The 22,054-nt window shown below is 54.5% G+C and carries 18 protein-coding genes; 1 reads left to right on the top strand and 17 read right to left on the bottom strand.

Annotation, left to right across the window (positions count from 1 at the left end; translation table 11 throughout):
- Nucleotides 1-31: 31 nt before the first annotated feature.
- Both argJ and secA read right to left on the bottom strand, forming a co-directional pair.
- On the bottom strand, nt 32-1,249 hold the full coding sequence (gene argJ, locus PLU01S_RS07695; RefSeq protein WP_074824788.1) for a bifunctional glutamate N-acetyltransferase/amino-acid acetyltransferase ArgJ: 1,218 nt from the start codon (nt 1,247-1,249) through the stop codon (nt 32-34).
- Between the two features lie 90 nt (nt 1,250-1,339).
- Nucleotides 1,340-4,081 (bottom strand): preprotein translocase subunit SecA, encoded by a 2,742-nt coding sequence (gene secA, locus PLU01S_RS07700; protein ID WP_019366770.1) that lies wholly within the window; start codon nt 4,079-4,081, stop codon nt 1,340-1,342.
- Between the two features lie 205 nt (nt 4,082-4,286).
- On the opposite strand from secA, the gene PLU01S_RS07705 reads away from it, so the two are divergent.
- Entirely contained in the window at nt 4,287-4,751 is a 465-nt protein-coding gene (locus PLU01S_RS07705; protein WP_010795309.1) for a DciA family protein, read from the top strand.
- 39 nt (nt 4,752-4,790) lie between these two features.
- Here the strand turns inward: PLU01S_RS07705 and lpxC are convergent, their stop codons facing one another.
- The 15 genes from lpxC to rsmH form a co-directional block, all read right to left on the bottom strand.
- A complete protein-coding gene (gene lpxC, locus PLU01S_RS07710) occupies nt 4,791-5,702 on the bottom strand; it encodes a UDP-3-O-acyl-N-acetylglucosamine deacetylase (protein ID WP_010795310.1) in 912 nt (303 codons plus the stop codon).
- 109 nt (nt 5,703-5,811) lie between these two features.
- Nucleotides 5,812-6,984, bottom strand: coding sequence for a cell division protein FtsZ (ftsZ, locus tag PLU01S_RS07715; RefSeq protein ID WP_010795311.1), 1,173 nt, complete (start codon nt 6,982-6,984; stop codon nt 5,812-5,814).
- Nucleotides 6,985-7,037: 53 nt separating this feature from the next.
- A complete protein-coding gene (ftsA, locus tag PLU01S_RS07720; protein ID WP_010795312.1) occupies nt 7,038-8,285 on the bottom strand; it encodes a cell division protein FtsA in 1,248 nt (415 codons plus the stop codon).
- A gap of 24 nt (nt 8,286-8,309) precedes the next feature.
- Entirely contained in the window at nt 8,310-9,170 is an 861-nt protein-coding gene (locus PLU01S_RS07725) for a cell division protein FtsQ/DivIB (RefSeq protein WP_010795313.1), read from the bottom strand.
- Between the two features lies 1 nt (nt 9,171).
- Nucleotides 9,172-10,122, bottom strand: coding sequence for a D-alanine--D-alanine ligase (locus tag PLU01S_RS07730; RefSeq protein ID WP_019366773.1), 951 nt, complete (start codon nt 10,120-10,122; stop codon nt 9,172-9,174).
- On the bottom strand, nt 10,119-11,573 hold the full coding sequence (murC, locus tag PLU01S_RS07735; protein ID WP_010795315.1) for a UDP-N-acetylmuramate--L-alanine ligase: 1,455 nt from the start codon (nt 11,571-11,573) through the stop codon (nt 10,119-10,121). Before murC ends, PLU01S_RS07730 begins: the two co-directional genes overlap by 4 nt.
- On the bottom strand, nt 11,566-12,636 hold the full coding sequence (gene murG / locus PLU01S_RS07740; RefSeq protein WP_019366774.1) for an undecaprenyldiphospho-muramoylpentapeptide beta-N-acetylglucosaminyltransferase: 1,071 nt from the start codon (nt 12,634-12,636) through the stop codon (nt 11,566-11,568). Before murG ends, murC begins: the two co-directional genes overlap by 8 nt.
- Nucleotides 12,626-13,825 carry a putative lipid II flippase FtsW gene (gene ftsW / locus PLU01S_RS07745; protein ID WP_010795317.1) on the bottom strand — a complete coding sequence of 400 codons (1,200 nt, stop codon included), beginning with the start codon at nt 13,823-13,825 and terminating at the stop codon, nt 12,626-12,628. The genes murG and ftsW overlap by 11 nt, the downstream gene beginning before the upstream one ends.
- Complete coding sequence (murD, locus tag PLU01S_RS07750; protein ID WP_074824793.1) at nt 13,825-15,171, bottom strand: UDP-N-acetylmuramoyl-L-alanine--D-glutamate ligase; 1,347 nt, start codon at nt 15,169-15,171, stop codon at nt 13,825-13,827. Before murD ends, ftsW begins: the two co-directional genes overlap by 1 nt.
- A 7-nt stretch (nt 15,172-15,178) precedes the next feature.
- Entirely contained in the window at nt 15,179-16,261 is a 1,083-nt protein-coding gene (gene mraY / locus PLU01S_RS07755) for a phospho-N-acetylmuramoyl-pentapeptide-transferase (RefSeq protein ID WP_019366777.1), read from the bottom strand.
- Nucleotides 16,261-17,628, bottom strand: a complete 1,368-nt coding sequence (locus tag PLU01S_RS07760) for a UDP-N-acetylmuramoyl-tripeptide--D-alanyl-D-alanine ligase (protein WP_074825175.1) — start codon at nt 17,626-17,628, stop codon at nt 16,261-16,263. The genes mraY and PLU01S_RS07760 overlap by 1 nt, the downstream gene beginning before the upstream one ends.
- A complete protein-coding gene (locus PLU01S_RS07765) occupies nt 17,621-19,084 on the bottom strand; it encodes a UDP-N-acetylmuramoyl-L-alanyl-D-glutamate--2,6-diaminopimelate ligase (RefSeq protein WP_074824795.1) in 1,464 nt (487 codons plus the stop codon). The genes PLU01S_RS07760 and PLU01S_RS07765 overlap by 8 nt, the downstream gene beginning before the upstream one ends.
- Nucleotides 19,081-20,829 carry a peptidoglycan D,D-transpeptidase FtsI family protein gene (locus PLU01S_RS07770; RefSeq protein ID WP_010795322.1) on the bottom strand — a complete coding sequence of 583 codons (1,749 nt, stop codon included), beginning with the start codon at nt 20,827-20,829 and terminating at the stop codon, nt 19,081-19,083. The genes PLU01S_RS07765 and PLU01S_RS07770 overlap by 4 nt, the downstream gene beginning before the upstream one ends.
- Nucleotides 20,826-21,119: a cell division protein FtsL gene (ftsL, locus tag PLU01S_RS07775; RefSeq protein ID WP_010795323.1), complete on the bottom strand. Its 294-nt coding sequence runs from the start codon at nt 21,117-21,119 to the stop codon at nt 20,826-20,828. The genes PLU01S_RS07770 and ftsL overlap by 4 nt, the downstream gene beginning before the upstream one ends.
- Entirely contained in the window at nt 21,116-22,054 is a 939-nt protein-coding gene (rsmH, locus tag PLU01S_RS07780) for a 16S rRNA (cytosine(1402)-N(4))-methyltransferase RsmH (RefSeq protein WP_162493722.1), read from the bottom strand. The genes ftsL and rsmH overlap by 4 nt, the downstream gene beginning before the upstream one ends.

Genomic DNA, 22,054 nt, shown 5'->3' on the forward strand with positions numbered 1-22,054 from the left:
CGATTCCTCAATAAATCGGGAATGTTTCGCGTCAGGTGCGGTATTCCGCGTTGATCTTCACGTATTCATGGGACAGATCCGTTGTCCAGATCGTCTCACTGCAATGTCCACGACCCAATTCAATACGAATGCCAATTTCCTCTTTGCTCATGACTTCAGCGCCTTGCGCCTCGGTATAGGTCGCGGCGCGACCGCCTTTTTGAGCAATACAGACATCACCAAGGAAAACATCGATCAGCCTGACATCCAACTCCGGAACGCCTGCCCGGCCAACTGCAGCCAGAATGCGTCCCCAATTGGGGTCAGAGGCAAACAATGCTGTCTTGATCAGTGGGGAATGTGCCACAGCATAGGCTACGTCCAGGCATTCCTGATGATTCTTGCCGCCGTTAACTTCCACCGTTACAAACTTGGTTGCACCCTCGCCGTCTCGAACGATGGCTTGGGCAAGCTCCATGGACACCTCGAAAATCGCTCGTTTGAGCTGTGCGAACAGTTCGCCTTCGGCTCTATCAATCTCGGGGAGCAATGACTTGCCGGTAGCGATCAGCATGCAGCAGTCATTGGTGGAGGTATCGCCATCGATGGTGATGCGATTGAAGGATTTATTGGAAGCGTCACGCAACAAATCCTGCAGAACGGGTTGAGCCACCTTTGCATCCGTCGCAATGTAGCCCAGCATGGTAGCCATGTTGGGACGAATCATCCCGGCGCCCTTGCTGATGCCCGTCACGGTGACGGTTTGCCCGTCAAAGGTAAACTGCCGGCTCGCCCCCTTGGGCAGGGTATCAGTCGTCATGATACCGCTGGCCGCTTGGGCCCAATTGTCTGCCTTAAGATCAGCCAGCGCTGCAGGCAGGGCAGCTTCGATCTTCTCGACAGGCAACGGCTCGCCAATCACTCCTGTTGAAAACGGCAGAATGGTTGAGGCTTCCACTCCGGCCAAATCGGCAAGCGCTTGACAGGTACGTTCCGCAGCGGCCATTCCAGGCTCGCCGGTACCTGCATTGGCGTTACCTGTGTTGGTCAGCAGATAACGCACATCACCTGCAAATCGTTTACGCGCCAAAACAACCGGAGCGGCACAAAATGCATTGGTCGTAAAAACCCCAGCGACCCGCGCACCCTCTTCACAACGCATTACAACCACATCCTTGCGTCCAGGACGCTTGATGCCGGCAGATGCAATACCAAGCTCGAATCCTGGAACAGGATGTAACGTAGATAACGGGCCGAGACCAACAGCCATGAGGTTTCTCCTGTAGCTAACAATGAAACGCCGCGAGCGGCTGAGCCGGTCGCGGCGATAGGGTCATAACGTGTGCACGTCAGCCAGGCATTAGTCCAGCTTGCCGTGGCAATGCTTGTACTTTTTACCGGATCCGCACGGGCAAGGCTCGTTACGGCCTATTTTCTGCTCGTTGCGTGCAGGCTCAAGGGGTACGACTGTGTCTTCGCCCTCTTCCGGTACCTGTACCTCAGGCTGCGCAATGGAAGGCGCTTCGGCATGCTGGAATTGCATACGCTTGGCCAGCTCCTCGGCCTCATGACGCATGCGCGCCTCTTCTTCGGCAGCGTCTTCACGACGAACCTGAACGTGAGAGAGTACACGAATCGTGTCACGCTTGACGCTTTCCAGAAGTTCCTGGAACAGGTTGAAGGACTCGCGCTTGTACTCTTGCTTCGGGTTCTTTTGCGCATAGCCACGCAGGTGAATACCGTGACGCAGATGGTCCATTGTAGTCAGGTGATCTTTCCAAAGATCGTCCATGACACGCAGCAGCATCTGCTTCTCGAAGCTGCGCAGAGCCTCGGCACCTGCCATCTCTTCCTTCTCGTGGTAGGCCGCCACCAGCGTTTCGAGAATTTTCTCGCGAAGTGTTTCCTCGTACAGCTTGTCGTCTTCATCCAGCCACTGCTGAATCGGTAGCTTGAGTCCGAAGTCGTTATAGATCGCTTCTTCAAGCCCTGCCACATCCCACTGCTCAGGCAAGGATTGCGGTGGAATATGGGCGCTGAATGTTTGCGCCAACGCATCACGGCGGAACTCGTTGATCGTCTCACCCACATCCTGCGATTCCAGCAGGGTGTTACGCATGTGATAGATCACCTTACGCTGTTCATTGGCGACATCATCATATTCGAGCAGCTGCTTACGAATATCGAAGTTCCGACCTTCCACTTTGCGCTGAGCTTTCTCGATGGCATTGGTTACCATGCGGTGCTCGATGGCCTCGCCTGCTTCCATGCCCAACGCCTTCATGAAATTCTTCACGCGATCAGACGCGAAGATACGCATCAGGTTATCTTCAAGGGACAGGTAGAAACGGCTGGAGCCCGGGTCGCCCTGACGGCCTGCACGACCACGCAGCTGGTTATCGATACGGCGCGATTCGTGGCGTTCGGAGGCAATCACATGCAGGCCACCCGACTCGATGACCTGCTGGTGACGCTTCTGCCACTCGGCCTTTATCTGAGCGATCTGCTCTTCAGTAGGATTCTCAAGGGCTGCAACTTCAGCTTCCCAGTTACCCCCCAAGAGGATGTCTGTACCACGGCCAGCCATGTTGGTAGCAATCGTTACCATGCCAGGACGCCCCGCCTGAGCAATGATCTCAGCCTCACGATCGTGGTATTTGGCGTTCAATACCTTGTGTTCAATACCTTCCTTTTGCAGCAGATGAGACAGGTATTCGGAGCTTTCAATCGACGCGGTACCTACCAGTACCGGACGACCTGCCTCCTGGCATTGCTTGACGTCAGCGATAATCGCCGCATATTTCTCTTCCTGGGTCAGATACACCAGGTCGTTGAAATCCTTACGTGCCAGCGGTCTGTGGGTTGGAATCACAATAACGTCCAGACCATAGATCTGACGGAATTCAAACGCCTCGGTGTCCGCCGTACCGGTCATGCCAGCCAACTTGTTATACAGGCGGAAATAGTTCTGGAAGGTAGTAGAAGCCAATGTCTGGCTTTCAGCCTGGATAGGCAGACCTTCTTTCGCTTCGATCGCCTGATGCAGGCCCTCGGACAGACGACGTCCGGGCATCGTGCGGCCGGTATGCTCATCAATGAGCAGGACCTGGTTGTCCTGAACAATATATTCCACGTTACGGTGGAACAGCTTGTGTGCACGAAGCGCTGCGTAGACGTGAGTGAGAAGAGAAAGATTATGCGCTGAGTACAGGCTTTCACCTTCAGCCAGCAGACCCGCCTGGGTAAGCAGTTCCTCAATGAACTGGTGCCCCTGCTCGGTTATTTCCACCTGACGTGTTTTTTCGTCAATGGTGTAATGGCCTTCCTTCTCCTCCTCTCCCTCCACAGCCTCAACGTGCTGCTGAAGACGAGGAATGAGCTTATTGATCTGGATGTACAGCTGTGAGCTGTCTTCCGCCTGACCAGAAATAATCAGTGGCGTACGCGCCTCGTCGATAAGAATGGAGTCTACTTCGTCGACAACGGCAAAATTCAGCTCACGCTGATATTTCTCCTCGATACTGAACGCCATGTTATCGCGCAGATAATCAAAGCCGAATTCATTGTTGGTACCGTAGGTGATATCCGCTGCGTAAGCCGCACGCTTTTCCTCCGGCGGCTGGAAAGGCATGACAATGCCTACCGTCAGCCCTAAAAACTCATACAGCGGGCGCATCCAGTTCGCGTCACGGCGAGCCAGATAATCGTTCACGGTGACTACGTGGACGCCTTTACCAGACAAGGCATTCAGATATACCGGCAGCGTTCCTACCAATGTCTTACCTTCACCGGTACGCATCTCGGCAATCTTGCCCTCGTGAAGCGTCATACCGCCGATGAGCTGGACGTCGAAATGGCGCATACCCATTACGCGCTTGCCTGCTTCGCGAGTTACGGCAAAGGCTTCAGGCAGGATATCGTCCAGTGTCTCGCCTTTCGCCAAGCGCTCTTTGAACTCGAACGTCTTGGCACGCAATTGCTCGTCAGACAACCCAATAATCTGCTGTTCCAACGCATTAACGGCCTGTACGGCCTTGCTCATGCGCTTTACTTCTCGCTCGTTTTTACTTCCAAAGAGTTTCTTTAACAAAGGCGCAAACATATCGACTTGGGTCTTCCACTCGGAGAAATGGGGGGCGGCGGATCGGTGCCATCGCCCGCGCCGTCAAAAAGACAATGGGGCATTCTACTCGGAAACGCCGACGAGAAAAGGTTGACATCACTCAAAGGTCGGATTTCTGAATAGGTTTATCCGACTCATGAGGTTCATCTGTTAACATGCCAACCCCTGTCTGGAGTGCGCACACATGGTTTTTCGTCCTATTGTTGCCGTAGCGCCTGCCACCTTGCTTCGGCAGGCCAAACCCTTGAAACCACTACTATATCAGGCAGAGCGTCTCGAACGCCTACAACGCCTAGTCGATGCACAGCTACAACCTGCAGCACGCGAGCACTGTAAAGTCGCAACCTGGCAGGACGGGTGTCTTCTGCTCATTATTACGGATGGACATTGGGCTACACGTTTGCGTTACCAGCAGCGCCGCTTGCTTCGACAGCTTCAGCAGTCTTCAGAATTTACAGCTCTTCAAAAGATACTGTTCAAGGTCAAACCCAACCCTGATCCAAATCGAAAGCCAGGCCCGCGACGCGAGCTTTCCAATGTCGCTGCAGAAAGCCTGCTATCCACGGCTGAAGGTATCTCAGACCCTTCACTGCGCGCCGCGCTTGAGCGACTGGCCAGTAGAGCGCAGCCGAAAAAGACAGAAGAATAAAAAAGCCACCTTAAAGGTGGCTTTTTTAACACGCGTTCCTTACACCGCAGCAGCTGGCCGCATGTAAGAAATAGGAGCATCGCTAGAGCCTTCGAACGTTACAACTTCCCACGCATCAGGCTGAGCAATTAATGCACGTAGCAAGCGGTTGTTCATGGCATGCCCGGACTTATAGCCCCGGTACTCGCCAATCAAGCTTTTGCCTAGCAGATAAAGATCGCCAATGGCGTCTAGTATCTTGTGCTTTACAAACTCATCCTCATAACGAAGACCGTCTTCGTTGAGTACACCGTGCTCATCAACAACGATAGCGTTTTCAACGCTTCCGCCCAGAGCCAAGTTATGAGAGCGCAGGAATTCCAGATCCCGCATAAAGCCAAAGGTACGAGCCCGGCTGACTTCCTTGAGGAAGGAGGTGCTGGAAAAATCTACGGAAGCCTTCTGAGTACGACCGCTGACCACTGGATGGTCGAAATCGATCTCAAAGCTGACCTTGAACCCGTCAAACGGTACAAACGTCGCACGCTTATCACCGTCTACGACGCTGACTTCACGCTTGATACGAATGAACTGCTTTGCAGATTCCTGTTCTTCGATGCCAGCGGACTGGATCAAGAACACGAACGGACCGGCGCTTCCATCCATAATTGGAACTTCAGCGGCGGACAGTTCTACATACGCATTGTCGATGCCCAGACCTGCCAGTGCAGACAACAAATGCTCCACAGTGCCGACCTTGACACCACCCTGAATGAGATTGGTCGACATCGTGGTTTCGCCTACATACTCAGCCCAGGCGCGGATTTCCACGACCGGGTCCAGATCAATGCGGCGAAACACGATTCCGGTGTCTACGGGCGCTGGCTTCAGAGTGAGATATACCTTCTCCCCCGAATGCAGGCCAACGCCTGTAGCGCGAATAGTGTTCTTTAATGTGCGTTGTCTAATCATGACAGTTGCCGTTCATCGCTGATCGCGAATAGTTGTCAATAATGGGTCGATCATAACAGAACGACCCATTAATTCCCACCAATCACACAGATTGCATCGATTAATCTATTCAATCAGCCTGACGACGCAGGAACGCCGGAATATCAAGATAATCCAGATCATCGTTTGGATTCATCTTGGCTGCAGCAGCAGAGCTTGTATGGTTCTGACTACGCATGACGGTCGGGCGATCCAGATCACGATAGTTGACGGCAGCATGCTCCTGACGCGGCGCAACGTTAGCCTGCTGAGTAGAGTTATCGACCACCTTGACCGGCTTTTCAAGACGGGCGCCTAAACCGGTAGCAACCACGGTAACGTGGAGTTCATCGCGCATTTCCGGGTCGATTACTGCACCGACCTTGACGGTTGCATGCTCAGAAGCGAAGTCTTCAATGATTTCGCCCACTGCAGCGTACTCACCCAGGGATAGATCCAGGCCTGCAGTGATGTTGACCAGAATACCGCGAGCCCCATGCAGGTTGACGTCTTCCAGAAGTGGATTACGGATAGCGGCCTCAGTCGCTTCACGTGCACGGTTCGGGCCGCTGGCATGACCAGTTCCCATCATGGCCATGCCCATCTCACCCATAACCGTCTTGACGTCAGCAAAGTCAACGTTCATCAAGCCAGGACGCTGCATGATGTCCGAGATACCACGAACCGCGCCAGCCAATACATCGTCAGCCTTGGCGAAAGCGGCCAGCAGACTGGCATCCTTGCCGAGAATGGTCAGCAGTTTCTCATTGGGGATGGTAATGAGAGAGTCGACGCATTCGGAAAGGGAGCGAATACCCTCATCAGCCACCTGCATGCGCTTGCGACCTTCAAAGGGGAACGGGCGAGTTACCACGGCGACGGTGAGGATACCCATCTCCTTGGCAACTTCAGCAATAATCGGGGCGGCACCCGTACCTGTACCACCACCCATACCGGTAGTGATGAAAACCATATCGGCGCCTTCTAGAACTTCCGCGATACGCTCGCGATCTTCCATGGCTGCCTGACGGCCAATCTCAGGGTTCGTACCTGCGCCCAAGCCCTTCGTTACCCCTGGGCCAAGTTGCAGCACTGTACGAGAGCTCACATTTTTTAGCGCCTGGGCATCCGTGTTGGCACAGATGAATTCGACGCCTTCCACGCCGCTCTTCACCATGTGGTTAACGGCGTTACCGCCACCACCACCTACACCGATGACCTTAATGACTGCGCTCTGTGGAATATTGTCTACGAGCTCGAACATAATCCCCTCTCTTCCTCTCGGTTTTCGCCTACTGCTGCCGCGATTGAATTAGATTACAAATTGCCCTGGACCCAGCGCTTTATACGCTCCAGGACTGAATTCTTGGGTTCGTCACTGCTGTATCCGCCGGTGACAACCGGCACATTGTCGGATTGCTTCTGCAACCCATAGAGCAACAGGCCTACACCTGTTGAATAAATTGGGTTACGTACAACATCGGTCAGCCCCTTGACCGTCTGCGGTACGCCAAGACGCACCGGCATATGGAAAATCTCCTCGGCAAGTTCAACTGCCCCTTCCATTTTTGCAGTACCGCCGGTTAATACGATCCCTGCCGGAATCAAGTCTTCATATCCGCTGCGGCGCAACTCTGCCTGAACAAGCGTGAAGAGCTCATCGTAACGCGGCTCTACTACCTCAGCCAATGCCTGACGCGAAAGTTCGCGAGGCGGCCTTTCTCCCACACTGGGCACCTTGATGGTCTCCCCAGCCCCCGCCAGCTTTGCCAGAGCACAAGCATACCGAATCTTGATCTCTTCCGCATATTGTGTAGGCGTTCGCAAAGCCATGGCGATGTCATTTGTGACCTGATCGCCTGCAATGGGAATAACCGCCGTATGACGAATGGCGCCCTCTGTAAAAATGGCTATATCAGTCGTTCCGCCACCAATATCCACCAGGCATACGCCCAGCTCCTTCTCATCATCCGTCAGAACGGAATATGCAGAAGCCAGTTGCTCAAGAATGATGTCGTCGACCTCCAGTCCGCAACGACGAACACATTTCTCGATATTTTGGGCAGCATTAACGGCACAGGTCACTACGTGGACTTTAGCCTCCAGACGAACACCGGACATACCAAGCGGCTCACGTACACCTTCCTGGTTGTCGATGACATAGTCTTGAGCCAAAGTGTGCAAGACCCGTTGATCAGCTGGTATCGCCACAGCTTGAGCTGCGTCAAGAACACGATCGATATCAGCAGGGCTGACCTCCCGATCACGAATAGCCACGATACCGTGGGAATTCAGGCTACGGATATGGTTGCCTGCAATGCCTACAAATGCCGAATGAATACGGCAGCCCGCCATGAGCTGGGCCTCTTCTACTGCGCGCTGAATCGACTGGACCGTGGATTCGATATTGACCACTACGCCTTTTTTCAAACCGCGGGAAGGATGCGTGCCGATGCCCACAATCTCGACCTGACCATCGGAAGACACCTCACCCACCAAGGCCACAACCTTTGAGGTTCCGATGTCCAGTCCGACGATCATCTTGCCGCTCTGCACGTTCGCCATGTTTATTGAATTCTCCTCAATTCTTTATTCGGCACGGGCTGACGCTACAGTTGTGGGAGCTACCGGCTCACGCCACGCCACCGCCAGCCCGTTTGGATAACGCAAGTCGATGCGAGCAATATTGGCCATCTGATCCTTGAGTACTTGGTCATACATCTTGACGAAGCGCCGCATCTTGTCCACGAGGTCATCACGACCAAAAATCAATTCAACGCCCTGACCCGTAGTCAGGAACCAACTCCCCCGATCATGCATTTCCAGCCGCGTAACCGTGAATCCAAGTGGACGCAGCATCTGACTGAACAATTGATACTGCTGCATTACCTGCTGCTGCGCACGTTGCGGCCCATAGAGGCGTGGCAGGTTGTCGTAATGTGCCAGATCCTTAGGTGCAAAGGCCTCGCCCTGGTTATTCAGCAGGGCTTCGTCCCCCCAGCGCGCAACAGGGAGCTGCTCCTCAAGATGGATGGCGACTTCATCCGGCCAAACACGGCGAACCTCTGCATGGGCAATCCAGGGCATCTGCTCAAGTGCCTGACGCATATTGGCCAGATCGATTGAGAAGAATGTCCCGTCAGCATAGGGCGCGATACGTTGCTGCACAGCCTCTCGGCTGATGTAGCTCAGGTCACCTTCGACATTCACCTTTGTGATTGGACGATCCGCATAAGGCAGCAGCTGTTGAGACAGCTCATATGTGCCGAAGCCAAGCCCTACCAGCAGAAGTGGCCAGGCCACACGCTTAAAGAGATTGAAGCTGGGCTTTGGCAGCCGAGCCGAGACAGGCTCCTTTTCCACCAGGCGGCTTGCACCACGCGGTGGTACCTTGCCACGAAGTGGAGTGCGACCCAATCCAGGTTGTGTATGACGAAGTGTCGTGACCATGTTAGCCCCTCGACTCCATTGTGCCTGCCAGAACCGTCAGGACAAGTTGTTGATAATCAAGGCCTGCGGCCTTGGCTGCCATGGGAACAAGGCTATGGTCCGTCATGCCGGGGACTGTATTGACTTCCAGCAGCCAGAACCGACCCTCTTTATCCTGCATGACATCAACGCGCGCCCAGCCAGCAGTCCCCACGACCTCACAGGCATGACGAGCCAATACCTTGAGTTCCAACTCACGCTCCTCATCAAGGCCACACGGAACCTGATAGCGAGTGTCGGATGCCAGGTATTTGGCGTCATAGTCATAGAAGTCGTGGGTAGTACCCAGACGAATAGGCGGCAGTACCTGATCGCCCAACAGGGCGACAGTAAACTCAGGACCGCTAATCCATTGTTCGACAAGAACTTGCGAATCGTACGTCGAGGCGGACTGCCAAGCAGTGATCAGCTCATTAACACTGTTCACCTTGGCCATACCAATGCTGGAACCTTCATGGGCGGGTTTGACGATAAGTGGAAACCCGAGTTCCTCAGCAGCCTTCCGACAATCAGACTCACAGCACAAAACGGCGTATTTAGGCGTGGACAGACCCTGGCTCAACCAGAGGTGTTTTGTTTTCAGCTTATCCATGGCCAATGCGGAAGCCAGCACCCCACTTCCTGTATAGGGTATACCCAGGCACTCCAACAGCCCTTGCATGCTACCGTCTTCCCCACCCCGTCCATGCAGGACGATAAAGGCACGGTCTACCTGTTCAGTGTTCAAACGCTGCAGCAGGTCCTGACCAACATCGATACCGAACGCATCAACGCCCGCAGCCTGCAGCGCAGCCAGCACCATTTTCCCTGAATTAAGGGAAACTTCGCGCTCGGCACTCTTGCCACCATACAACACGGCAACACGACCGTAATCGGCTGGCTGGATCGACATTGGATCAAGGATGGCGCTCATAGCGACTTCCTCAGAAAGTCAGAATTGAACAAGGGGCTTTTTATCAATTGCGGAGCCAGAGTGCCGATATCACCAGCACCTTGGCAGAGGAGAATATCCCCAGCCTTCAGGAGAGGCTTGATAAGAGGAGCAAGCTCGGTACCACGCTCGATGTAGATTGGGTCTAGCTGACCACGTTGACGGATACTATGACAGAGACGGCGGCTGTCGGCACCTGGAATCGGCTCTTCACCTGCCGGATAGACTTCCATCAACAACAATACATTGGCATCAGCCAGGACCTGCACGAAATCATCGTACAAATCACGTGTACGGCTATAGCGATGGGGCTGATAAACCATGACCAGGCGGCGCTCAGGCCAACCACCACGAACGGCCTTTATTACCGCAGCCACTTCACGGGGATGATGACCATAATCATCTACCAGCATCACACTGCCATTTTCGACAGGCAGTTCACCGTATACCTGAAAGCGACGACCTACTCCCTGGAATTCAGACAGGCCCGCCACGATGGCGTCATCGCTAAGCCCTTCATCTGTTGCAATGGCGATAGTCGCCAGGGCGTTGAGTACATTGTGTACTCCTGGCATGTTCACAGACACCGCCAAGGGTTCACGACCATTGCGAAGTACGGTGAAATAGGTACGCATGCCTTTTTGACGGATATCGACTGCGCGTACGTCTGCATCCTCGCTGGTGCCGTAAGTCACCGTGGGACGCGCAACCTGAGGAATAATCTCACGCACGACCGGATCGTCAACGCACAATACAGCCAGTCCATAGAAGGGCAGATTATGCAGAAAATCGATAAAGGTTTTCTTCAGCCGACTGAAGTCCCCTTCATACGTATCCATGTGATCGGCGTCGATATTGGTTACTACCGCCACCATAGGCTGAAGATGCAGAAAGCTCGCATCACTTTCATCAGCCTCGGCAACGAGATAACGACTGGTTCCAAGTTGAGCATTAGTCCCCGCTGCATTCAGGCGACCACCGATGACAAAGGTAGGATCGAGGCCTTCGGCCGCCAGCACGGAAGCAATCAGACTTGTCGTTGTGGTTTTCCCATGAGTACCTGCTACTGCAATTCCATGCCGGTACCGCATTAGCTCAGCCAGCATTTCAGCGCGAGGAACCACAGGAATACGGTTTTCCAGGGCGGCTGCCACTTCAGGGTTGGACTTGTTGATAGCGCTGGAAACGACTAGTACGTCCACGCGCTCAAGGTTTTCGGCGCTATGACCTATATAAATCTTGGCACCAAATTGCTGCAAGCGCTCGGTAACAGGAGAAGCCCGGAGGTCGGAGCCGGATACTTCGTACCCCAGATTGAGCAGAACCTCGGCAATTCCACACATGCCTACGCCGCCGATTCCTACAAAATGAATTCGCCGAATGCTACGCATACGACGCACTTCTGCCTGGATTGCGCTCTGGGATTTAACCATTGGCCACCTCCAGGCAGGCATCTACCACGGCTCGGGTTGCATCAGGCTTAGCCAGGGCATGGCTACGAGTGGCCATGGCAGTCAATCGTTCGGGTTGCATCAAAACCTCAGTTAGCTGTGCGGCAATCGCCGTCGCATCAGTCATTTTCTGCGGGAACAAAAGGGCTGCGCCCTCGTTCACCAAAAATTCAGCATTGCGTGTCTGGTGATCATCAATGGCATGAGGCAGTGGGATCAGAAATGCCGGCAAGCCTGCGGCCGTAAGCTCACTTACCGTCAGTGCACCTGCGCGGCAGATCACAAGGTCAGCCCAGGCATAAGCCTGAGCCATATCCGAGATGAATGGCATCACCTCTGCATCAAGATTCGAGGAGCTATAGCGCTGCAGTGTTACTTCAGCATGCTGCCGCCCTGCCTGGTGTTTCACGTTAGGACGCAGGCCGGCGGATACCTGAGCAAGCGCTTCAGGCACAAGTTTATTGATAGGCTCTGCACCAAGGCTGCCACCCAAAATCAGCAGATTGGCCCTACGCCCTTCAAAAGAAGGCCGTACGGTTTGCAGGAAAAGCTCCTTGCGAACAGGGTTACCTGTACTTAACCGCTTGGGAGACGCGGCGAACGTGGCAGGAAAACCTTCGCATACTTTTTTTGCGATAGGCGCAAGCAAGCGGTTTGCAGTACCGGCAACTGCATTCTGCTCGTGAATAATAAGAGGAACGCCAGACAGACGAGCCGCCATACCGCCAGGCCCCGTGACGAAGCCACCCATACCCAGCACACAGACAGGCTTGAGAGTACGCATGATGCCGAGCGCCTGCATTAGGGCTCCGCTGAGCTGAAAGGGAGCTTTCAGCAGTGACTGCATACCCTTACCACGCAGTCCGGTAACGGTAATACGGTGTAAGGGAAGACCTGCTTGCGGGACGACATCATTTTCAATACCACGAGGCGTACCCAGCCAATGAACGGTATACCCCCGACTTTCAAACTCCCTGGCGCAGGCCAGCGCGGGAAAAACGTGTCCCCCAGTACCGCCTGCCATGATGAGGACATTACCGGACATCAGCAAAATCCTCTTCCGAAAACTCAACTTCCTCGTCGTTCATGAGTGTCCGTCTTTCCCACTCGATCCTAAGCAACAATGCCATGCTGATGCAGCAGATGATCAGCGAACTTCCGCCATAGCTTAAAAATGGCAGTGTCAGTCCCTTGGTAGGCAATAGCCCGACATTTACGCCGATATTGATCAGGAACTGGCCAATCCAGAGCATGGAAAGTCCATACGCCATATAGGCTGCAAAATACTGTTTGGCCTGCTCTGCCCAATAGCCAATGTAAAGGCCGCGTACGCATACAAAGAGAAACAACCCGACGGTGGCCAAGGCTCCGACAAGCCCCAACTCTTCTGCCAGAACGGCAAATACAAAGTCAGTGTGAGCCTCTGGCAGGTAGAACTGCTTCTGGATGCTGTTACCCAAGCCAAGCCCGAACCAGCCTCCTCGGCCAAAAGCGATTAATGCCTGAGTGAGCTGGTAGCCCGACCCAAACTGATCAGCCCAAGGGTCGGTAAAGGTGATGAGACGCTGCATACGGTACTCCTGGGTCTGAACCAGGATAAACACCGCCAGAACAGCCAGGGCCACCATCAGAATGAAACGGAACAACCCTACGCCACCCAGAAACAGCATGACAGCGGCTGCACCCATCATGACAACCGTTGCCCCGAAGTCTGGCTCACGCAGCAGAAGCATGGCCAGCGGAAGCAACACAATGAAAGGTTTGAAAAAACCGGCCCAGCTACGTCGCACTTCCTGCTCTCGCCGCACCAGATAGCCGGCCAGGTAAATCACAACGAATACCTTGGCTATTTCGGAAGGCTGAACGTTAAACAAGCCGAAGCCGATCCAGCGCAGCGATCCATTTACTTCACGGCCAATTCCGGGAATCAACACCATAATCAGCAAGGCGAATGCGGCAATTAGCAGAGTTCCACCAAAACGCTGCCAGGTAGCCATTGGGATCATGAGCGTGGCTCCGCAACCCACGATACCTATAGCCAGATAGATCAGGTGTCGAATCATGTAATAGAGGGGGTTTCCAGCCTGAGCGGCTGCTACTTCCGACGATGCGGAAGTGATCATGACCAAGCCCAAACCGAGCAAGGCCAGACAGCCAGCCAGCAAAGGAAAGTCAAGATCAACACCGTTCCGGCTGATGAGCGGCGAAGGATAAGGGCGCAGCAAGGAAAACATCAATTAAGCGCCTCCACGGCCTGAGCAAACAACCGCCCACGCTCTTCAAAATTACGGAACATGTCCAGGCTTGCGCACGCTGGAGACAAGAGAACAGCATCACCAGGCTCGGCTAACGCTGCGGCTCTCTCGACGGCTTGCTCTAGTGTGGAGACATGAACGATCGTGATATCGGTATTCAAGGATTCAGCCAAGCGTTCAGCGTCCCGTCCAAGCAGAACGACTGCGCGGCAGAAAGCACTTATCGGTTTGCGGAGCGGTTCGAAATCGGCTCCTTTGCCATCGCCGCCAGCCAAAAGCACCAGTTTGCCTGCGATATCGCTTCCCAATCCTTCGATAGCAGCCAACGCAGCACCTACGTTGGTAGCTTTTGAATCATTGTAATAGTGCACACCAGCCTTCTCACCTACCCACTGGCAACGGTGAGCCAAACCTGAAAACTCGCGAAGTGCTTCCAGCATCGGCTCGAAAGGCAATCCGGCAGCATGTCCCAAGGCTAACGCAGCCAAGGCATTGGCCTGATTATGGGCGCCACGAATCTTTAGGTCCTTTACAGGCATGAGCGGATCGAACTGAAAAGCCAGCCACTTCTCACCGTCGTGCTCACGCAGGCCGAAGCCGTTGAAATCCGGCTGACCACAACCAAATGTCCAACATGGGACTTGCTCGGACACCAACGGGCGAGACAAGGGATCATCCCGATTGACGACCACCTGACGTGCGCCTCTGAAGATCCGGTGCTTGGCCAGATGGTAAGCAGCCATACCACTGTAGCGATCCATGTGATCTTCACTGACGTTCAATACCGTGGCCACCTCAGCGTTCAACCGCTCACAGGTTTCCAATTGAAAACTGGACAGCTCAAGCACATAAAGGTCGACATTGTCGTCCAATAGATCCAACGCCGGCGTGCCAAGGTTTCCGCCTACGCCGACGTGCTTGCCCGCCTTGCAAGCCATTTCACCAACAAGGGTCGTTACGGTACTTTTAGCATTAGACCCAGTAATCGCAACGATGGGCGCCTTGGCCAGACGGGCAAACAATTCAATGTCACCGGAGAGCCTGACGCCCTGCTCCGCCGCCCTCTGAATTGCAGGCGTCTGCAATGACAAGCCGGGGCTGACATAAAGCTCACTGGCGCGGCTCAAAAAATCAGCATCCAACTCACCACAGCGCACCTCCACCTGAGGATAGTGGGTGCGCAGTGTTTCCAGCTCAGGCGGGTTTTGCCGCGTGTCCACCACAGCGAATGGAACACCTTGGCGCGCCAAATGGCGAACCAGCGACATGCCACTCTTGCCAAGGCCTACAACAATGCGGAACTGGTCGGAAGCGATCAGGCTCATGGTTGTCTTACCTCAGCTTCAACGTAGCCAGGCCGATCAGCACCAGAATTACAGTGATGATCCAGAATCGGACGATAACGCGCGGCTCAGGCCAGCCTTTAAGTTCAAAATGGTGGTGTATCGGTGCCATGCGAAAAACACGACGACCGGTGAGTTTGAAGGAGGCAACCTGAATCATTACTGACAAGGTCTCCATCACAAACACCCCACCCATGATGAAGAGCACAATTTCCTGTCTGACGATGACCGCAATGGTGCCCAGTGCCGCACCCAGCGCCAGTGCGCCCACATCCCCCATGAAGACCATGGCGGGATAGGTGTTGAACCATAGAAAGCCCAGTCCGGCTCCGATCAGTGCGCCACAAAAGACGATTAGCTCACCAGAGCCTTCTACGTAGGGAATCAGCAAATAATCAGCAAACTTTACGTTACCGGATAGGTAGCAAAAGATACCCAGGGCACCACCTACCATTACGGTCGGCATAATGGCCAGACCGTCCAGGCCATCAGTCAGGTTAACGGCGTTACTGGATCCGACGATCACAAAGTAGGTCAGCACAACGAAGAAAATCCCAAGCGGGATTTCGATGTTTTTCAGCAGCGGGACAATGAATGTCGTCTCGATAGGTGTCTTGGCTGTCACATAAAGGAAGATTGCTGCTCCCAAGCCGAAGACCGATTGCCAGAAATATTTCCACCGACTGGGTAAGCCTCGAGAATTTTTTTCGATTACCTTGCGATAGTCATCCACCCAACCAATGGCACCGAACAAGAATGTAACAGCTAGCACGGTCCATACATATCGGTTGGAAAGATCAGCCCAAAGCAGCGTGCTGATACCAATCGACGTCAGGATCAGCGCGCCCCCCATCGTAGGCGTACCCGACTTCGAAAGGTGCGACTGCGGGCCATCGTTACGTACTGCCTGACCAATCTGCCGTATCTGCAAGGTACGGATCATCCACGGCCCCAAAGCAAGCGAAAGCACGAGCGCTGTCAACACGCCAAAAATGCCGCGTAGGGTCAGGTACTGAAAGACCGCGAAGCCCTTGTAAAACTGTTGCAGGAACTCCGCCAACAGCAGCAACATCAGTGTTTCTCCTCAACATCTTTATTGCACAGCGCGAAAACGACGTTATCCATCGCCGCACTACGCGAACCTTTGATCAAAAATGTGGATTCAGGAGCCGCCTCGAGAAGCAATGCCTCGATTAACGCAGCCCGATCATCGAAATGCCGTGCATCGGCCCCAAATGCCTCAGCGGCATGCTTCATGAAAGGACCTACGGCGTAGAAAGCGGATACCTTACCTTTCGCATACTCGCCGACTTCGCGGTGAGCAGATTCGGCCCATTCGCCCAATTCACCCATATCGCCCAAGACAAGAACGGTACGGCCAGAAAACCCTGTCAGTACATCGACAGCAGCTTTCATGGAGCCGGGGTTGGCGTTATAGCTGTCATCGATAACACGTGAATCGTTGATACCCAGCTTGCTTACCGTCCGCCCCTTGACCGGCTGCAACGCCTCAAGCCCCTGGACAATATGCGCAAGCTCCACTCCCAGGACATGGGCAGCCGCGGCCGCGGCCAGTGCATTGACAACATTGTGCTCGCCCAGCAGATTTAGCTGAATGTCAGCAGAACCCGCCGGGCTGAGCAGCGTGAAGGAAGGGCAGCCACGAGCATCACGAACAATATTCGCAGCCCGGAACATAGCCGTGTCATTCAGGCCAAAGCTGATAACGTTGCGCCCCTTGGCACGCTTTCTCCATATTTCGAAGGCCTGATCGTCTCGATTCAATATGGCAGTGCCGTTTGCTGCCAACCCCTCCAGGATTTCACCCTTGGCTTCGATAATCTTTTCGACGCCACCAAATTCTCCTACATGGGCTCGTCCTGCATTGGTAATGATCGAGACGTGGGGATGGGTCAGTCCTACGGTATAGGCGATCTCGCCTAGGCGTGAGGCTCCCAGCTCGATAACGGCATACTGATGGCTCTGCTCCAGCCTCAATAGCGTCAGCGGAGCACCCAGGTCGTTGTTCAGATTGCCTTGAGTTGCCAGTGTCGAGCCCAGCGTATTCAAAATGGCAGCCAGCATTTCCTTGACTGTGGTCTTGCCGCTTGACCCTGTCACGGCAACCACAGGGCCAGAAAACGAGAGCCGGTTAAGCTCACCCAACTGCCCCAGGGCGACACGGGTGTCTTTGACGATCAGCTGAGGAATGTTCAGGTCAGGCTGCGCTTTTTCTACCAATGCAGCGACAGCGCCTTTCGCCGCTACGCTGGATAGATACGCGTGACCATCGAACCGAGGCCCTGTAAGTGCAACAAAGAGCTGTCCAGCCTCAAGTGTACGACTGTCCGTAGAGACCGCTGTAAAACTTACATTTCCACCTTTCAGGGAAGCTGAAAGCGGTTCGGTCAAATCCTGGAGAAACATTGGTTTAAGCATGGCTTTCATCCCTTGCAACCAGCTCGCGAGCGGCCTGCTCCAGATCAGAGAAAGGCATCCTGACCCCGTTGACCTCCTGATAGTCCTCATGCCCTTTTCCAGCAATGAGCACTACGTCGTCACGGGAAGCCTCTCCAATGGCATACGCAATGGCTTCGTCGCGAGCGGGTATAAATGTGGCACGCGCCGGTTCATTAAAGCCGGCACGAATATCGTCGATAATTCGAGCGCTGGACTCGGTACGAGGATTGTCATCGGTAACGATAACGGCATCGGCCAGCCGCTCAGCAATGCGAGCCATCAGCGGGCGCTTGCCACTGTCTCGATCGCCACCACAGCCAAACACGCAGATCAATCGCCCCTTGGCATGAGGGCGTAAGGCAACCAGAACCTGCTCAAGCGCGTCAGGAGTATGGGCATAATCGACAACGACCAGTGGTTGCGTACCGCCTCCCAGACGCTGCATTCGCCCGACGGGTCCCTGAAGCTCAGGCATTACACGCTGGATATGGCTGAGAGTGAACCCCATACCCAGCAGAGCCCCTATCGCTGCGAGCAAGTTGCTGAGATTGAAGCGACCAATCAATGAGCTGACCAGCCTGGCCTCTCCCTGTGGCGTTACAAGGCTCGCCTCGATACCCGCATCGCTAAAAGCGATGTGTTTGCAATACAGCGTAGCGGCGGGATTTTCCAGGCTGAACGTAATAAGCCGAGAGGCATGCTCAACTTCAGCCAGGCGACAGCCCTGCTCATCATCCAAATTGATTACACGTGCCCGTAAAGACGGCCACTGGAAAAGCTTGGCCTTTGCGGCGGCGTAAGCCTCCATCGTGCCATGATAATCAAGATGATCTCGAGACAGGTTGGTGAACACGGCCACATCAAACTGCACAGCCGCCACACGGCCCTGCTCCAGACCATGAGAAGAAACCTCCATTGCAACAGCTTGAGCACCCTGCTCCTTGAGTGCAGCCAACGCTGCCTGAACCGCAAAGGGATCCGGCGTGGTATGCCGACCGGCCTCAAGTGCTCCCCAAAACCCTGTCCCCAATGTGCCTACGATGCCGCAGCGCTGCCCTAGGCGATCACAGGCTTGGGCGATTAGCTGCGTCACGCTGGTCTTACCATTGGTACCGGTAACGCCTATCAGCGTAAGAGCAGCGCTGGGCTCGCCATAAAAACGCCCTGCAATGGCTGAAAGCTCGGCGCCAAGCTCTTTGACTGGCACAAGAGGTACCGAAGCGGGAGGCAAATCGGGGGCTTGATCTGCCTCATAGACGATTGCCGAGGCACCATTGGCAATCGCTTCGGAAATATGTAAACGCCCATCACGCACTCCGCCAGGTACTGCAAAAAAAACGGATCCTGGTTGGATACGTCGACTGTCCAGGCAAAGTGCTTTTACAGAAACATCATTACTGGCCTGCGGTATCAACCGGGTGAGAGAGATCATCAGCCACGCCCTCCACTGGATACTTCAGTAGCGCTGGCTTGCTCCTGCTCTGGCAGCGGAGCGACATTGTCGGGGGAAACATTCATGAGTCGCAAAGCACCCGCCATGACTCGGCTGAAAACAGGCGCAGAGACCACGCCGCCGTAATATCCGCCCTTGCTGGGCTCATCAATGACGACCACCATGGCAATACGCGGATTGCTGGTCGGCCCGAAGCCGGCAAAAAGGGAACGGTAGGAATTCTGTGTATATCCTTTGGCACCCACTGCGGCCTTACGGGCGGTACCACTTTTGCCAGCCACGTGATATCCCGGCACCTGAGCACGGAACACACCGGTAGGCGCTTCAACTACCTGCTGCAGCATTCCCTGAAGGGTTTTGGCTACCTGTTGAGGAACCACCTGGGAGCCTTGAGGGGAACGTTCAACACGTGTCAGGGACAACGGGATAAAACTTCCATCATTGGCTAACGTAGCGTAGGCATGCGCCAGCTGGATAGCGGTGATGGAAAGACCATAGCCATATGACAATGTGGCTGTTTCTGCTGGATGCCACTTACGGTAGTTGGGTAGATTGCCTACACGCTCACCGGGAAAGCCCAGACCAGTGTCCTGCCCAAGGCCAAACTGGCGCATGGTGTTGTAAATGGTTTCGCCGCCGATATCGAAAGCAATCTTGCTCATACCCACGTTACTGGACTTGATCAGAATACCTGTTAGGTCCAGGGGGCCCTGGCTGCGAGCCACGTCCTTGATCGTGTAACGGCCGATCTGCAGATAACCAGGATAAACATTCACCGTGTCCGATGGCTTCCAGCGTCCACTTTCAAGAGCAGCGCTCATCGAAAGCGGCTTCATGGTGGATCCTGGCTCGAACACATCGATCATGGCCCGGTTGCGCATGCTGGCCGGGTTCAGATTGCGACGGTTGTTCGGATTGTAGGTAGGTTGGTTAACCATGGCGAGGATCTCGCCAGTCTTGACGTCAACCATCGTCAGGCTACCGGACACTGCGCCAAACTGCGCGAGTGCGTTGCGCAATTCGCGATTTGCAAGGTACTGAAGGCGCAGATCAATGGACAAGGCAATCGAATTGCCCGGCTTAGCGTTTTTTGCAACCTGAACGTCCTTGATGACCCGACCTCGCCGGTCTTTCAGAACCTGCCGTTTGCCTGGGACACCAGCCAGCCAGTCATTGAACGCCAGCTCAACGCCTTCACGGCCGCGATCATCAATGTCGGTAAACCCCACGACATGTGCAGCCACTTCACCCGCCGGATAAAAACGGCGAAATTCCTCGATGTCATAAACACCAGGAATCTTGTGCTGCTTGACCGTAGCCATGACGGCTTCGCCCTGCTCCGGTGTTATTCCCCGAACCAGGTAAAGAAACTCTCGATTGGAATTCTGCTCCAGACGCTTTGCCAAATCGCCGTAAGGCTGACCTACAGACTCCGCCAGAATCGACCATTTTTCCTTGGCGCCGGCCAGCTCCTTAGGGTTTATCCAGATTGTACTGACAGGCGTACTGACAGCCAGCGGCTCACCATTACGATCCGTGATCAGGCCACGGTGGGCGGCAATGGGAATGGTTCTGACGCTTCGGGCATCTCCCTGCCCCTTGAGGAAGGCACGATCAATGACGTGCAGGTCAACGACACGCCAGCCAATAGCGGCGACCATACCTGCCAAGCCAATGACAACCAGGCGAAATCGCCATGGATGTTGAATGCCCCCCAGCTTCATCATGGCGCCACCATCTTGATCTCTTCAGGATCAGGAATGCGCATCTTGAGTTGATCGCTGGCTAATGCCTCGATGCGGCTGTGAGCCGTCCAGGTGCTTTGCTCAAGCAACAGACGCCCCCATTCCGCCTGGGCCTTGTCTCGAACGCTCAACTCGGAATACAGGGTATTAAGCAACTGCCGGTTCCAGTGGGCGCTGTAAGCGACAGCAACAGCGGACAGCAGGACGGCTATGAATAGAACCAACATGGTCGTACTGCCCTTGGGCAGACGCTTTACAAAGAGACTACTCATCGCAGCTTCTCCGCAATACGCATGACTGCACTTCGGGACCGAGGGTTGACGGACAGTTCAGCCTCGGAGGCATATACAGGCTTGCCTACCAGCAAGGCGCGGGGCTCAAAAGCCTGCGTACGAATAGGAAGATTTCGTGGAAGCTTATCGGCCTCACCCTTAGCCAGGCGACGCATGAAGAGCTTGACGATTCTGTCTTCCAGAGAGTGAAAACTGATCACCACGAGCCGGCCGCCTATGGCCAGGCTTTCAAAGGCCGCTTCCAGACCTCTTTCCAGATCGCCCAACTCGTTATTGATGAAAATCCGGATACCCTGAAACGCTCGCGTGGCAGGATGCTTGCCTTTTTCCCAAGCAGGATTCGCGTCAGTCAATACCTGGGCCAGATCAGCCGTACGCGTAAAGGGTGTGACGTCCCTGCGCTGTACCACAGCCCTGGCCATCCGCTTGGCGAATCGCTCTTCGCCGTACTCTTTGAATACGCGAGTGATTTCATCTTCCGGTGCGGTTGCAATCCAATCAGCGGCGCTTATACCGTGAGAGGGATCCATACGCATATCCAGAGGACCATCATGCATGAAGCTGAACCCGCGCTCGGGATCATCCAGTTGAGGAGAGGACACGCCTAAATCGAGAAGCACGCCATCCGTACGTCCCATCCAGGCGCGCTGCAACAGTTCTTCGCCTATGTCGGCAAAGCTTCGCTGCACAATGACAAAGCGGCCATCTTCGGCCGCCAGTGCTTGTCCCGACTGGATCGCTTGGGGATCCTTGTCGAAACCAAGCAGGCTTCCGCTTTTAAGTCGTGCAAGAATTGCACGGCTATGCCCTCCGCGGCCAAATGTGCCATCGACATAGAGGCCTTCGGGACGCACAGCCAGGGCTTCGACGGCTTCGTCGAGCAAGACAGTGACATGGCTGAACGTAGTGGTCAT

It is taken from the genome of Pseudomonas luteola NBRC 103146 (assembly GCF_002091675.1).
GTDB classification, from domain to species: Bacteria; Pseudomonadota; Gammaproteobacteria; order Pseudomonadales; family Pseudomonadaceae; genus Chryseomonas; species Chryseomonas luteola.